The following is a 15,253-nucleotide window of genomic DNA, read 5'->3' on the forward strand; positions in this document are numbered from 1 at the left end:
GCCACCGAGATCGAAATCGCATGGGGTGGGGCATGCCCCACCCCATGCGACAACCTCAATCTACACCGGAAATTACACCACGAGCGCGGACGCTAACGATGTTTCGAGACTTTCATGGAACGGCGCTATGAGCGTGAGGGCACTTCGAAAGGCCTCAAGATGTGGCTGATCGACACGCAGACCCGCAAGGCGGACATACGCGACGGGGACCGACGCCAGTCTCGCTAGCATCGCTACCTCTGTCGACACATCAACCACCATCAGACTGGGGTCAGCCTCTTCGAACCAGCGACTGATCGCAGCAGTCCGCAGCCTGATCCCAGGATGGCGTAAAGGTGCATAATGGAGGCTGAGCGGGCGGCTGACTTCATGGTCCAGGCCGTCGAACCCATCCTCAAGCCTGTCATCGGCAAGTTCGACCCCATCCACACCATTTGCGCTGAGACCCGTCCCCAGGAGGACGACGTCTTGGTTCATTCCGCTAGCCAGTAGCATCGCTCGGTCGAGGTGGCCGCGTCCATGGTGATGGACGTAGTATCCTATCGGTCCACTCACGCCGCGCCGTATCTGTCTCGAAGCCGGAGAGTTTCCGGCATCGGCGGCCGAAGCCGCTCCTCCACGGCAATACGCCGGTCGCCATCCTGCTCCTGGCGTAGAGCACAACGCCATTCTGCGAGATCCCGCCACGCCTCCAGTGGCGGCAGGTAGGGCCCGTCATCGGGACCCGCCTGCAGCCTCCGAAGGTAGTCGGCCATCCCGCCGACAGCCCGACCCACCGTTCGAGCAGACACTTCCACCCAGACGTCCATTGGATGAGCGAGGTGTGCGCCCGTGGCGAGCGCAGAGGACACCAGCGCCCGGTCCTCACCTGTCTCGATGGGAGGGACGCCCCCAGCAGCTATATAGGTTGCAGCCCTTATCGCGAGGCTTGCACCCGTATGGTCGCCATGTCGCGGCGGAGGGTCGTGAGGCAAAGGATCGATCGTATCCTCGATTTCCCTCACCTCCTCCCAGTAGCTGTCGAGCATCGCTCTGAGTCGAACGACGTGCTGAGGAACAGCTTCGCTCCTATCAAGCAAGATGCGTCCTCCAACCAGGTCAGCGCCCCGACTGATGGCGGCAAGGTTCGCTGAGATCCAGTGGGAGGGCAACCGGGCGTCCGCATCAGTCGTCAGGAGGACACCCGTATCGAGGCAACTCAACCGATGAAGGCCGAGACCCATCGCCCGCCTACGTGCCGTGCCGGCGTTGGCGGTTTCAGGAGGAAAGTCGATCTCGTCTAGGTGGATGACAAGGCGGTCAGCATGCTTCTGTGCCGCTGTGCAAACCCGGTCGACCGATCCGTCGTGACTGTTGTTGACGCAGATCTGGACGTGGACAGGTGCTTCGCAGTCCTGCTCCGCTAGAGAACGAAGCAAGATAGGAAGTCGCTCTGCCTCGTTTCTGCTGGGAACGCAGACGACGAACTCTGACGTCGGCTCGGCAGCGTGCCGTCCCGAGTTCATAGCGCAACCGGCTTTGCAGCCAGCCCTGCCAGAGGTCCTAGTGCAGCTTGAAGGACTGAGGGTCTTGCCGTTCGCGACGTCATCTGGGCCACCAGATGTTCGTCCAGCCTCTGCCCTACCAACTGATCATAAATGCGTTCATAGCCGTCGACCATGATCTCTGCGTCGCAGGCCATCTCAGCACGCCTGCGGGCCGCTGTCCGCGAAAGCTGGATTGCCCGACGGGCGCACTCACTTAACGACATGGCGTCGTCAGGCTTGGCGATCGAACCGCAATCCGAGGTAAGAATCTCCCTCATTGCACCCCGATCGAACGCCGCTACCGGAACACCGCATGCGAGAGCCTCAGCGACTACAAGGCCGTAGGGCTCGTCCCACCGCGGGGTTACCAGAAGTGCGCGGGCACCTCCGATCAACTCGGAAAGTTCTCCATGGGCTAGATGCCCCTCGTAGACGATCTCATCACCAAGATGAGGCATGACTGCCGTCTCGAAGTATTTCCGGTCGAGGCTCGGGCCAGCGATCTTCAATTTCATGCCGAGAATCTGTGCTGCCGCGATTGCAAACTCGAGCCCTTTTTCCGGCACAATCCTACCCTGCCAGGCGAGATAGGGTTCAGCAGCGGGCTCGGGCCTGAAGGCGAACCGGGTCAAATCGATACCGTTCATCACGACCTCGCTTCGACCGGCCACGTGCTTCCACAGCCTGCTCACGCTGTCGGACACCGATACGAACTTCGCGTTCGACGACGTGCACAGTCGGACGCCGCTTTCCAGCCAGCAGAAAGGCGGCGTGTGGAATGTCGTAACGACCGGCATCGGCAGCGTGTCAGCCATTGCCACCGGCAAGTAGTGAAGCGAGTTGTTATGCACGATGTCGAACGCGCTCCGGCGCAACCGCTGCATTACCGAGAGGTAGGCGTGGTGCTCTTGGAAGAAGGCGATGTCCGTTGCTTCAGCCGTTCCCACGTTCAGCAACGCCGTCTCGTCGCATATCGCCTCAAGGCCGAGGCTGCGGTCGGACTTTGTAGATGCGAAGATCGTCACGTCATGGCCGCGATCCCGCAGTGAACGCGCAAGAAGGTGAGTATGCGTCTCGAGACCGCCGGCAAAAGGCTCGGCGATGGGATGCTTCAAGTGCGCTAGAACAGCGATCCTCATTCATACCCCTCTTTGTTTTCCTCGTTAGGGTTTTGTTGCGGAGGCAGAACGCTATTGAAGCGTGACCACCTGCGGGTTTGACATCGTCGACACTGCCGCCGGAACGGGCCCTGCAAGCAGTAGGGTCATCTCGGAATTGCCTTGAGCGGCGGCTACCGAGCGAGCGCAGTTGCCGGCGACGTCCCGGAGCGTAGGGTTTGCTCCCGCCCGCATAAGGAGCGACGCGATGCGGGCGTGTCCCACCAGCGATGCCATCATGAGCGCAGTCTGGCCGGCATTGTTTCGCCGATCGACGTCTGCACCTGCGTCGATCAATTCCTCGGCGATCTCGTCGTAGCCCTTGAAGGCGATGCCCATGAGCGCCGTGTTTCCGCGCTTATCGTCGACGGCGTCAACCGCAGCACCATGATCGAGAAGTGCCACGGCAGTCTCAAGGTGCCCGTGGTAGGCCGCCAGAATGAGTGCCGTGTAACCGTGGCGGTCACGACCATCCACGTCAGCACCTGCAGCAAGGAGGGGAGCGACCATGTCGGTCCGGCCGATCCGGGCAGCATCAAGAAGAAGCTCCTGAATGCGTGCCGCTGATGGCAGCGGGGCGGTGCGGGCCTCAAGCATCGGCTTGGGCATCAAGATCAACCTTGAGCTCCCGATCCCAGAACCGCAGCTTACGGCACGCCTCAATGAAGGCAGTGGCATCCTTCGCCGAACCCACCGGCAGGCAGCCATCGTCCAGATCGTCCGACAGTCCGGCCTTCTCGAAAAGCGGGGCGGCATCCGGTCCGATCCCGATGAACTTGCAGTGCGCAAACGCGTCTGTGACGAAATCCTTGGAAGGCGCATCGATCGCAAGAAGGGCAGCGCCTTCCGGCGAAGGAATGACCGCCACTGCGTCGTAGAGGATGGATGGACCGCCATCGATCTTCTGCTTCGCGGGCATCTGTGTCCCGTCCGACAGCGTCACGCCGCCGATCTTGGGGGCGACGAGCTCGTAGAGCGCGCCCTCCTTCTCGATCGCCTTGGTCAGAGCGGCGAGCATCTTGCTATCGGAACCGTTCGTCACGAGGATGCCAACCTTCCGGCCCTCGAAACTGTCGGGACCGTTGTTGACGATGCTTAAGGCGGCCGAGGGTGGAAGTTCCGTCATGGTCGGCCGCGCGGCCGGCGCTGCTTCCGGAACCTCCATCCCCAGCCCATCCGCGACAGTCGCCGCGAGGCCTGCGTCGATGTTGACCAGATGTGAAACTACGCGCGAACGGATTTCGACGCGCTCTACCTTCGAGAGTTCGAACACCAGGGCATCGCCGATATGCTTCTGCTCCACAGGCGTCTGGCTGATTAGGAACTGACGCGCCTGGCTATAGTGGTCTGCGAAGCTCTCCGGCCGGATCCGCAGCTTGGGACCATCGGGCTCCGCCTCGTAGCTCCGGAACCCGCGCACAGGATCCTCGCGCGGGCCGCCGATCCCCGGACCCCAGCTGTTGGGTTCGTAGTTGGCCCGGCCAGCGCGATACTTGATCGCCATGTGACCGTCCTGCTGAAAGTGGGAAACGGGACATTTGGGCGCATTGATCGGGATGTGAGTGAAGTTCGGTCCACCCAACCGCTTCAGCTGGGTGTCGAGATAGGAGAAGTTGCGCCCCTGCAGAAGCGGATCGTTGGTGAAGTCGATACCTGGCGGGACGTGCTGGGTGCAGAATGCCACCTGCTCGGTCTCAGCGAAGAAGTTTTCGACAACCCGGTCGAGGACGAGCCTACCTACGATGCGGACAGGAACCAGTTCCTCTGGGATGATCTTGGTCGCGTCGAGCACGTCGAAATCGAACGATTCCGCGAAAGCCTCGTCGAACAACTGCACACCGAGCTCCCATTCAGGGAAGTCGCCATTTTCGATGGCATCCCAGAGGTCCCGCCGGTGGAAGTCTGGATCAGCACCATTGATCTTCACCGCTTCGTTCCAAACGACCGATTGCAACCCGGACTTCGGCTTCCAGTGGAACTTGACGAAGGTAGAATTCCCCTCTGCATCAAGCAGACGGAAGGTGTGAACGCCGAAGCCCTCCATGGTTCGGAATGACCGCGGGAGTGTGCGGTCCGACATGGCCCACATGACCATGTGCATGCTCTCAGGCGTCAGGCTGATGAAATCCCAGAAATTGTCGTGTGCCGTCTGCGCTTGCGGGAACGCACGGTCGGGAGCAGGCTTGGCTGCATGGATCAGGTCGGGGAACTTCATCGCGTCCTGGATGAAGAAGACCGGGATGTTATTGCCGACGAGGTCCCAGTTGCCTTCTTTCGTGTAGATTTTGACAGCAAAGCCGCGGACGTCGCGGGCTAGGTCGGGTGAGCCCTTGGACCCTGCAACCGTGGAAAACCTTACAAACGCTGGGGTCCTCTCTCCCGTGCGCTGAAACACGTCGGCGCTCGTCACATCGGACAGGCTCTCGGTAAGCTCGAAAAAGCCATGGGCCGCATACCCTCTAGCATGCACCACTCGCTCCGGAATGCGCTCATGATCGAAGTGGAAGATCTTCTCACGGAAATGGAAGTCCTCCAGCAAAGTGGGGCCGCGTGCGCCCTGCTTCAGGCTATTCTGATCGTCGGAAACGGGAACGCCCTGTTGTGTGGTCAGCACCTCGGTATCGCTGTCGGCCGTTTGGTGTGTTTCACCCCCATCCCCCAGTAGAAGGTCGATGCCTGCCCCAACCTGCTCTGCACCGTTTGGCCCAGACTTAGTTGGCGACTTTCCTCGTGTCTTACGCGCGACATTATTACTTGAGGACTTCGCCATGATCATCGCGCCTTTTCTAAGTAAAGCCGTGGGATCGGACAGAAAGGTTCCTGCCCGCTGCATTAAGAGGACCTGAAGAGCGATGAAGTCGTTCGACGTGGCGCTCGCAGTCCTATGGCCAAAGCGATGCGCGCGAAACGAGTTGCATCAAGGGGGCAAAAACTAACTTCGGTTGTAACGATCCCACAATCGCCGCGCCGTCGGCGTTAGCCAGGTCGCGAACCATGCAAAGCCCGAGACGCACTGCCATGTATCGACCGCTGGTGGTTTCGAGCGTGCAGTCCCAGCGGCTATGGTTGACGTCTATGGGACGGATCTCGACGCCATGCTCCTTTGCATCCCGAACGATTTGCGCCGGAGCGTAGAAGCCCATCGGCTGGGCGTTGAGCAGAGCGGCGCAGAACGCGTCCGGATGATGGCACTTCACCCAAGACGACGCATAGGCCAACAGCGCAAAACTCGCTGCGTGACTCTCAGGAAAGCCATACGAGCCGAACCCTTCGATCTGCTTGAAAGTCTTTTCGGCAAATTCGCGATCGTAGCCCCGTGCGACCATTCCGCCGATCAGCTTGTCCTGAAAATGTGACACGCCTCCCGTGAGCTTGAAGGTAGCCATCGCGCGCCGGAGCAGGTCTGCCTCACTTGCAGTGAACCCGGCGCATTCGATCGCTACGCGCATCGCCTGTTCCTGAAATAAGGGCACGCCGAGCGTCTTCTCCAGCACACGTCGCAACTCCGGCGTTGGATAGGTCACCTCCTCCTCTCCATTCCGCCGGCGGCGGTAGGGATGGACCATGTCACCTTGAATGGGACCCGGTCGCACGATGGCCACCTGGATCACGAGATCATAGAAGGTCTTAGGCGCCATGAGCGGGATCGACGCCATCTGAGCTCGGCTTTCGATCTGAAAAACACCAAGCGTGTCGGCCCGCCGGATCATTTCGTAAGTAGCAGTATCCTCCGCCGGGATGGTGGCGAGGTCTAGGTCTACACCCTTGTCGTTGGACATGAATTCGAACGCACGCCGCAGGCAGCTCAACATGCCGAGCGCAAGGACGTCGACCTTCATAAAGCCAAGCGCGTCTATATCGTCCTTGTCCCACTCGATCACTTGGCGATCGTCCATCGCCGCAGGTTCGATTGGGACGAGTTCATCCAGCCGATCGCGAGTGAGGACGAATCCTCCGGGGTGCTGAGAGAGGTGCCTAGGCGTGTTGATGAGTTGCCGTGCAAGATCAAGCGTGAGCGCCAGCCGTCTATCTCCCATGTCGAAGTTCAATTCTTCGGCATGCTTCTCCTCAACGCCCTCACGGCTCCAACCCCAGACCGACGACGACAGCGCGCTCGTCATGTCCTCTGACAGTCCCAGCGCCTTGCCCGCCTCGCGAACGGCGCCGCGAGCTCGATATCTGGTCACCACCGCCGTCAGCGCGCTGCGCTCGCGGCCATACGTCTCATAGATCCACTGGATCATTTCCTCACGTCGCTCATGCTCGAAGTCGACATCTATATCTGGCGGCTCACGACGCTCGGCCGACACGAACCGTTCGAACAGGAGTTCAGAGCGAACGGGATCTATCGATGTGATTCCAAGGACGTAGCAGACCGCGCTGTTGGCTGCGGATCCACGCCCTTGGCACAGTATCTCACGCCGGCGAGCTTCAGCTACGATCGAGTGAACCGTTAGAAAGTAGGGCGCGTAATCGAGTTCCGCGATCAGACGCAGCTCGTGTTCGAGTTGCTTGTGGACCTCCGCGCTCACGCCATCTGGATATCTCAGTGGCGCCTTTTCCCAGGTAAGCCGCGCTAGCTCCTCCTGCGGCGTGCGCCCCGGCACACTAATCTCATCGGGATACTGGTATTTCAGCTGTTCGAGACTGAAGGTGCACCGGTCTGCTATCTCGACACTCCGAGCAACGGGGTCCGTGTCCTTGAGATAGCGCCTGAAGAGCCGGTGCATCTCCGCGGCAGGCTTCAGGTGCCTATCGGAATACCGCTCCCGCCGGCCGCCAAGCTCGTCGATGGTGCACTTTTCCCGGATGCACGTCACAACGTCCTGTAGCAGCCGCCGATCGGGAATGTGATAAAGGACGTCGCCAGTTGCCACCGTGGGCACACGCGCCTTGGCGGCCATCGCTGCAAGATCGCGCAGGCGGACGGCATCACGCGGTCTGCGACGGATCGACAGCGCAAGGTAGGCCCTATCCCGGAATATACGCTTCAGCCGATGAAGCGCCGCATCCGTGAACGCATCCGCCTGATCAGGTGCCAGGATCGCGATCAGACCCTCGCTCCATTGTTCGACATCATCCCAGTCGAGTTGGCATGCCCCCTTGCCTGCGCGCGACTTCCCGACGCTGAGGAGTCTGCACATTCGACCATATGCTTCGCGGTCTGTCGGGTAGACCAGCACCGCCGCCCCGTCCGCCAGGTCGAGCCTGCAGCCAATGATCGCTCTGACGCCAGTAGCCCTCTCGGCATCCCACGCACGGACGATTCCGGCCACCGAATTGCGATCGACCACTCCGATGGCATCGAGTCCGAGGGCGGCCGCCGTTGCAAAAAGCTCCTCTGGACTGGATGCGCCCCGAAGAAAGCTGAAGTGGCTCGTGACTTCTAGCTCGACATAGCCGGCATCAGCGGAAGCCACGGAGTATACCAGCCGAGATGTAGCCCTGCATCATGCGAAGGCACCATGGATGAACCATCGCATCGGACCGGTGGCGGGATTCTCGCCATCTCCAAGACGGAACACCCAATAGCGTCCCCCCGATTGGGTCTCGACCTGATAGTAGTCGCGGACCATCATCGGACGGTCCGCTTCCATTCCCTGCTCTCGCCACCATTCGCCATGCAGCCTCTCCGGACCATCCGCCTGCGTGACGCGGAAGCGCTTGCGCCTCCAGACGAACATCGCCGGCGGATGATCCGGCATCATGGCAGTCACGTCGATGGGCTCGGGCGGGGTGAGCATGCGACAAGGCCTCGGCAGGTCCTCGTCCCACGTCGCCCCTCCGGCCACACCGATGGGAGATCCCCTCACCACCGTGCGTTCTGGCATTGCACTGGCGCTCGGGGCATTCCGGAACAATCGTTGCCCGCCGAACCGATTAGCAAGCGCGTCGACGAGCGCCGAAAGGTCCGGCTCACGCCGGCCGTTCCGCATCATGCCCTCAAGCCCGACACCTTCCGGTCCCATGACGTCTACGAGTGGCGCCACCAGCAACATCGCCTCAATTCCGAGACCGGGATCAATCGTCTCCACCTTCGCTGTCAGCAGCTTAGCTAGATGGCCGCGATCCCTTGAGGGCTTCGCCGTTCCGACACGGATCGCCTGCACATGCCCATCTACCCGGTAGAAGAAGCAATCGAGCCTGCGCGCACCTCTTCCCATCGTGACAAGCTGTGCCACGAGGTCGGTGACAAGGTCGCCGATGACGCTCCCAAAAGCCTCCGCCGTCAGGATCGGCTCTATGAAACTACGGCGGGAGCTCGGAAGCGTATCGGGAAAGATCGGCTCTATCGGCTCGGGCGCAAACCCCAGCGCCTGGTCGAGCCGGCGATGGAGATTGCGCCCGAAGCGCTTCGCCAACGGCGCCCTGTGGGTCGCTATGAGTTGCTCGATGCGCTCGAACCCGAGCTTGCGCAGACCAATCACGGCCTGCTGGTCGAGACGAAGCGCCGAAACAGGTAGAAGCGCAATTGCCTTCCGATGGTCACCCGGTTCGATGATCACCGGCCTCCCAGCAGGAACATGCCGCGCCACAGCGTGCGCACATCCTGCAGTGTCGGCGACAGCGATCTGCATAGACAGGCCAAAGGCCGCCACCCGTCGGTGAAGGTCGTTCACCAACGCGCGCTCCGTGTCAAAAAGCTGAGCGCAACCGGTTATGTCCAGCCAAAGACCATCAGGCTGTGCCACTGCGACGATAGGCGAGTAGCGTCGACCCGCCCAGAAAGCCAGTTGCCGAAGTCCCTCGAGATCCGCATCGAAATCCGCATCTACGACCTCCAAGTCAGGTGCGTAGGAGCGCGCCTTGGTCACGGTCATGCCGGTCGTGATCCCCAGCGCTGAAGCGGCCACGTCCGTCGACGCCACAATGCGACGGCCATGGTCGGCAACGGCAGTGACGAGCGGGCGACCGATAGCCCCGTTAGGCGGCTGCGTGCTGCCCTTCCTGCGCAGCCGGTCCGTGGACCAGTGCCGCAGGAAGAGCGATACGACCCTGCGCATCACACCCCTCCACAAGCCAGGCGCGGGGATTTCCCCCGCGCACGCGTTCCAAAGCCACCTCCCAACGAGGCCGACCGACGCTGGCAATGCCAAGTGGTGCGCTTGGAGCGGCACGCACCCGCCATCGCGTCACAGCTGCCGTGCCCTCAGCAACCTGTTCAGTCCGAGATGCTCGACGAAACACGAAGGCAGTTACACCTGACGCCTCAGCCGCGAGCTGCAGACGCTTGGATGCGGTCGTCGAATACTTCGTCACCTCGCCTACGACGCCGGCAATACCGGAATGGCGAAGTGCCTCCTCCATCGCCAGAAGGACCTGCGTGTCGCTCCCAGCCTCCACATATATCACTCGGTCTGGATGAAGACCTGCCTGACTGAGAGCTGGAGCGAAGAGGTCGCGCCATGCGAGGCACCAGATCACTGGCCCATCCAGCCGAGCAAGAATTCCAGCTAGAAAGATCGTAGCGCTGGCGTCGTCCGCAAGGTCTTGGCTCCCGGCGAATTCGTGAAGCGCTCCATTAGCAATCCCCCCACCTGGGAGTTCAGCGTCCAACTCCTCTTGGCCGAACGGCAGCAAGCCGTGCCGGACCGCTACGCCTTCGATTGACGCAATACGCGCACGTAGATCTTCGAGGACGCGAACGGTGGACATAACGGCATAGAGACTCGACAACGGTTGATTCGTTCCCTTTTTGTTCCATTGACGCTTCCCGCGTCAAGATGGCTGCAGTCGGACGACGCCGGCAGGCAGTCTCCAAACCGGGACGCCGAGCGATCCGCTATCAAAACGGAATCGTGTCAAAGGTCTTGAAAACCTCGGTTTCAAGCAGCTGGATGAGGTGCGGTGAGGACGACGATCTCGACGAAATAAAATCCGTAAGAGCCATCATCCCATGCGACAGCGGCTGGAAAGACCGCCGGATCTCCGCAAGCAGGTGCAGATAGACCATCATAGCCTGGACGACGTTGACCTCCGCCGTGACCCGCTCGCGCCGGACGGGGCCGACAGGCAGCGTCTGAGGGCTTTTCAAGCCACCTCCGAAGCGAGCGACCAAGTCACGGAACTCATCCTCCTCGCCAGTGCCTGAAGCGAGCATAGTCACAAGGTCGAAGTATCCACCCTGGTCGTCGATCAACCAGTTCACCGCGCCTCCGATGGAGAAGTGGAAATGGCGCAGTGCAGCCAGCCGCAGTGCTGCGAGATCCCGACGGCCGTGATGCATGATCAGCGCCCCTTCGTTCTTCAGCAACGCCGCCAGCTTGCGTTCGGCCTTGACCACGACAGCGGATTCGCCCGCCATCCGCCGGTCCATGCTTTCGAGAGAAAAGTTCGAGCAAAAGCCCTCCTGGTCCACCTCGAACTCCAGCATTGCGACGGCGACGATCCCCTCGCATACAAGCGACCGGACGGGACTTCGATACTGCCTCTCCGCACCACCACGCTTCGGCACCTCGATCCGAGTGGCGATATCGAGGATCATTGCGCGCGTCACGCGAACCCCCGCGAGAGCTGTTCGCGCAGCAGGAGTCCGCGCACGAACCGCAGCCCGGACTGATGGGCGAGCATGACATCCAACGGCGCCATACCCGACAGGCCCTCCTGCGGCAGACGGAGCCAGAGCGGCATCAGGGCTTCATGCCCAACAAGGGCCGCGACACTACGGTCCACGTCGACCAGATGACGCGCACGCGTCTCAAGCGCCACAGCCGCCCCGGGCTCGCAGGGGCTGATCCCACAGACCTGAACCCCGTGACGTTCCTCCGCGTCCAATCCCCATCCGTCCAGCGCGGCCTCGCAACGACGCGTGACAAGGCCTGCCTCGATCCGATTTTCAAACATCGCACACCTCTTTCTATACCGGGGATATACATACATCATTACTGCTTGTCAACACGAGCGGCAGAGGGTGCACCGGGCAGGTAGATCCGCGTCTCGCCCACACGCCATCAAACGACTTTCACGCCCGCTGAGATAGATCAGCGTCGATGCCGACCTCCCGTAGCCAGATTGACCAGCCTTGGCCCACCTTCGGGCGCGGAACCGGGGCGGCAGGCTCGGCGCCCCCACGTTTGGCCTGTCCACCAACACAACAGTCAGAACGAGGTGGAATATGAGCAAGAAGCTAGCGGTTTCGACGGCGGTTGCGGCACTTGTCGCTTCGATCCCCACACATGCCTTCGCCCAGGCGTCGCCCCAGAGCACGTCTGCGGCACCAGCTCCTTCGCCGGAGACCCAGAAACGTGACAAGGTGGTTGACGAGGCCGCCGAGGCTCTCCGAGAAACCCAGAACGCGATCGAGGCCATCGACCAGAACAAGCCCGACGATGCACTCGCCGCACTGACGCGTGCAACCGGCAAACTGGAGATAGTGCTCGCCCGGAATCCGGGGTTGGGCTTCGCCATGGTCGGAGCGACAGTCTCGACCCACGATGTCGTCGCCACCGAAGCGGATGTCGAAAAGCTCCGCGGCCAAGCGGCAGCCGCTTTGGCGCAGGAGCAACTGCAGGTCGCTCGGCGCCTCATCTCAGATCTTGCCTCGGAGACGGTTGTAAGCGTCAGCAAGCTGCCGCTCGCCACCTATCCGGATGCGCTGAAGAAGGCGGCCACCCTGCTTCACGATGGCAAGGCTCAGGCAGCGAAGGTCGCCTTGCAGACCACGCTCTCGACCCTCGTGGTCGAGGACGTGATTATCCCCCTCCCGCTGGTCCGCGCACAGGCGGCCTTGGAGCAGGCACGCAGCCTGCTTGAGAAGAAGAAGCGCAGCGAAACGGAAAGCACGCAAATGCGAGCCTACCTGGCGACCGCTACCGCGCAGTTGCGTCTGGGTCGCGCGCTTGGCTACGCAACCGAGGCCGAAATGACCGATCTGCTCGCCGTCGTCGCAGAAATCGAGCGGCGCACCGCGGGCTCGCAGTCTGCAACGGGGCTCCTCGACCCCGTAGGGTCGAAATTCGATGCCGCCCGGCGGTCCAGTCAGCCCCGCAAATAAATTGAAGCCGGCGGCAGCACAGAAGCTGCCGCCGGCTCCGTCCACGCCCCTTTCGTTGACGCCGGCAAGCCTCGTGTTTCTCGTTCAGGTGGAAGAAACGCCATCCACGATCACGACCCGCGCAGGTCGGATCAATCTCGTCCCAACCCGGTATCCACTCTGAAGCGTGGCCGCCACCTTACCAGCCTCGGCTTCTTCGCCCGGCTGCGTGGTAACGGCCTCATGGATGTTCGGATCGAACCGCTCGCCAGCATTCGGACTGATCAGCTCAATCCCGAACCTGGCGAAAGCGTTGAGAAACGCACGACGCGTGGCCTCCAGACCCTCACGAATAGCCTGCAATTGCGGCTCTAGATTCTCCGATGCCGGCTTCAGGGTGGTCATAGCGAAATCGAGGCTATCGAGAGCCGGTATGAGGCCCTGCGTAACTTCCGCTACACCGGCTGTGCGTCCTACCTGATGCGCGCTGTCTGCGCGCTTTCTTGCATTCTCCGCATCAGCGAGCGCCCGGAGCAACCGATCCTTCAACTCATTCGGACTCTCGGCTTCCGAGGCTGGCTGTCCCACCCCAGCCCCGTCCTTTTCGATGCGCGATGAGTCCTGCAAATCATCTTGGGGTTGGGCGAGATCGCCCTCCCCGCTTTCATCCTGTTGCGTCATATATCGTTCCATCTCGCTATGGAGGTTGAGCCAGCCTTCGTCAGCTCTTCTGCTCGCCGGCTTCCTCGAACTCGGCGTCGACGATCCCATCGTCCGCTGCTGGCTCTTCCGCCTGCTGGGCGCTGATCGCATCGCCCAGACGGCGGGTCGCCTCATCCAGAACCTCAGTCTTCCGGCGGATGGGCTCGACATTGTCTCCCGCCATCGTTTCCTTAAGGGAGGACATCGCTTCCTCGACAGCGGTGCGATCAGCGACACCAACGTTCTCACCTGCCTCCTCGAGACGCTTTTCAGCGACGAAGATCAGAGCGTCTGCCTGGTTTCGGGTTTCAGCCAACTCCCGTTTGACCTTGTCCTCGCTTGCGTGCTCCTCGGCGTCCTTGAGTGCCCTCTGGATCTCGTCCTCCGTCAGACCCCCTGAAGACTGAATGGTGATCTTCTGCTCACGCCCGGTCCCTTTGTCGGTGGCCGATACGTTTACGATCCCGTTCGCATCGATGTCGAAGGCGACCTCGATCTGCGGCAGGCCACGCGGCGCTGGAGCGATGTTCTCCAGATTGAACTGGCCAAGCAGCGTATTGTCAGCTGCCATCTCGCGCTCGCCCTGGAATACACGGATCGTGACCGCGGGCTGGTTGTCCTCAGCCGTCGAGAAGATCTGGCTCTTCCGTGTGGGGATTGTCGTGTTGCGGTCGATCAGCTTGGTCATCACCCCACCGAGCGTCTCGATTCCAAGGGAGAGCGGTGCCACATCCAGCAGCAAGACATCCTCGACCTGGCCCTTGAGCACCCCAGCCTGAATGGCGGCACCCAATGCCACGACTTCGTCGGGATTGACGCCAAGATGCGGATCCCGGCCGAAGATCGACTTAACCGTCTCCACGATCTTGGGCATCCGGGTCATTCCGCCGACGAGGATCACCTCGTCCAGGTCTGATGCCGAAATGCCAGCATCCTTGAGCGCTGCGAGACAGGGCTCAGAAGTCCGAGTAACGAGGTCCTCGACCAGCGCCTCCAGCTTCGCCCGCGTCAGGCGGATGTCCAGATGCTTGGGGCCCGCTTGGTCGGCCGTGATGAAAGGAAGGTTGATGTCGGTCTGGGTGGCCGAACTCAGTTCGATCTTAGCCTTCTCCGCGGCTTCCTTCAGCCGCTGCAGCGCAAGCCGGTCTTGCCGCAGGTCGATGCCCTGCTGCTTCTTGAACTCGTCCGCCAGGAAATCGATGACTCGCTTGTCGAAGTCCTCCCCACCCAGGAAGGTATCGCCGTTCGTGGACTTCACCTCGAACACGCCGTCACCTAGCTCGAGGATCGAGACGTCGAACGTGCCGCCGCCGAGATCGTAGACGGCGACAGTGCCGGTCTTCTTCTTCTCGAGGCCATAGGCCAGCGCGGCCGCGGTCGGCTCGTTGATGATGCGCAATACCTCAAGACCGGCGATCGTCCCGGCATCCTTTGTCGCCTGACGCTGGGCATCGTTGAAGTAGGCAGGCACCGTGATTACGGCCTCAGTCACCGGCTCGCCGAGATACTTCTCCGCCGTCTCCTTCATTTTACGGAGGATGTGTCCCGAAATCTCGCTCGGGCTCGACTTCTTCCCGTTCACCTCCACCCATGCGTCACCGTTCGGTCCTGCTACGATCTTGTATGCGACCATTTCCTTGTCCGTCTGGACGATTGGGTCGTCATAGCGACGGCCAATCAGGCGCTTGATCGCGAAGAGCGTCTGCTCCGGGTTCGTCACGGCCTGACGCTTGGCCGCAGCACCGACAAGCACCTCACCGTCGGCTCGGAATGCGACCATCGACGGGGTCGTCCGAGCGCCCTCCGCGTTCTCGATTACCTTGGGGTTCTTGCCCTCCATGATCGCGACACAGGAATTCGTCGTGCCGAGATCGATACCAATAGCTCTTGCCACG

General features: G+C 61.4%; 12 protein-coding genes and 1 pseudogene. 1 reads left to right on the forward strand and 12 read right to left on the reverse strand.

Annotation, left to right across the window (positions count from 1 at the left end; translation table 11 throughout):
- Positions 1–72: 72 nt before the first annotated feature.
- From DI606_RS17140 to DI606_RS17185, 10 genes and pseudogenes are all read right to left on the reverse strand, one after another.
- Complete coding sequence (locus tag DI606_RS17140; RefSeq protein WP_293985140.1) at positions 73–477, reverse strand: hypothetical protein; 405 nt, start codon at positions 475–477, stop codon at positions 73–75.
- Positions 478–551: 74 nt separating this feature from the next.
- Entirely contained in the window at positions 552–1,505 is a 954-nt protein-coding gene (locus DI606_RS17145; RefSeq protein WP_367119490.1) for a glycosyltransferase family 2 protein, read from the reverse strand.
- A complete protein-coding gene (locus DI606_RS17150; RefSeq protein ID WP_293985142.1) occupies positions 1,502–2,665 on the reverse strand; it encodes a glycosyltransferase in 1,164 nt (387 codons plus the stop codon). Before DI606_RS17150 ends, DI606_RS17145 begins: the two co-directional genes overlap by 4 nt.
- Before the next feature lie 51 nt (positions 2,666–2,716).
- Entirely contained in the window at positions 2,717–3,292 is a 576-nt protein-coding gene (locus tag DI606_RS17155) for an ankyrin repeat domain-containing protein (protein WP_293985149.1), read from the reverse strand.
- The gene (locus tag DI606_RS17160; RefSeq protein ID WP_293985150.1) at positions 3,273–5,453 is read right to left on the reverse strand and encodes a catalase; all 2,181 of its coding nucleotides are present in this window, start codon (positions 5,451–5,453) and stop codon (positions 3,273–3,275) included. The genes DI606_RS17155 and DI606_RS17160 overlap by 20 nt, the downstream gene beginning before the upstream one ends.
- 121 nt (positions 5,454–5,574) lie before the next feature.
- Positions 5,575–8,103, reverse strand: a pseudogene (locus tag DI606_RS17165) (error-prone DNA polymerase); the annotation flags it as partial.
- Positions 8,104–8,133: 30 nt separating this feature from the next.
- A complete protein-coding gene (locus DI606_RS17170) occupies positions 8,134–9,687 on the reverse strand; it encodes a DUF6504 family protein (protein ID WP_293985143.1) in 1,554 nt (517 codons plus the stop codon).
- A complete protein-coding gene (locus tag DI606_RS17175) occupies positions 9,608–10,339 on the reverse strand; it encodes a damage-inducible mutagenesis protein (RefSeq protein ID WP_293985151.1) in 732 nt (243 codons plus the stop codon). Before DI606_RS17175 ends, DI606_RS17170 begins: the two co-directional genes overlap by 80 nt.
- Before the next feature lie 130 nt (positions 10,340–10,469).
- Positions 10,470–11,168, reverse strand: coding sequence for a hypothetical protein (locus DI606_RS17180; RefSeq protein ID WP_293985144.1), 699 nt, complete (start codon positions 11,166–11,168; stop codon positions 10,470–10,472).
- A gap of 8 nt (positions 11,169–11,176) precedes the next feature.
- Positions 11,177–11,527 carry an antitoxin Xre/MbcA/ParS toxin-binding domain-containing protein gene (locus DI606_RS17185; RefSeq protein ID WP_293985145.1) on the reverse strand — a complete coding sequence of 117 codons (351 nt, stop codon included), beginning with the start codon at positions 11,525–11,527 and terminating at the stop codon, positions 11,177–11,179.
- Between the two features lie 271 nt (positions 11,528–11,798).
- On the opposite strand from DI606_RS17185, the gene DI606_RS17190 reads away from it, so the two are divergent.
- Positions 11,799–12,677: a YfdX family protein gene (locus tag DI606_RS17190; protein ID WP_293985146.1), complete on the forward strand. Its 879-nt coding sequence runs from the start codon at positions 11,799–11,801 to the stop codon at positions 12,675–12,677.
- Positions 12,678–12,761: 84 nt separating this feature from the next.
- Here the strand turns inward: DI606_RS17190 and DI606_RS17195 are convergent, their stop codons facing one another.
- Positions 12,762–13,337, reverse strand: a complete 576-nt coding sequence (locus DI606_RS17195; RefSeq protein ID WP_293985147.1) for a nucleotide exchange factor GrpE — start codon at positions 13,335–13,337, stop codon at positions 12,762–12,764.
- 40 nt (positions 13,338–13,377) lie between these two features.
- Positions 13,378–15,252 carry a molecular chaperone DnaK gene (gene dnaK, locus DI606_RS17200; protein WP_293985148.1) on the reverse strand — a complete coding sequence of 625 codons (1,875 nt, stop codon included), beginning with the start codon at positions 15,250–15,252 and terminating at the stop codon, positions 13,378–13,380.
- Position 15,253: the final 1 nt, after the last annotated feature.

The sequence above is a fragment of the Sphingobium sp. genome (genome assembly GCF_003248505.1).
Classification (GTDB): domain Bacteria; phylum Pseudomonadota; class Alphaproteobacteria; order Sphingomonadales; family Sphingomonadaceae; genus Sphingobium.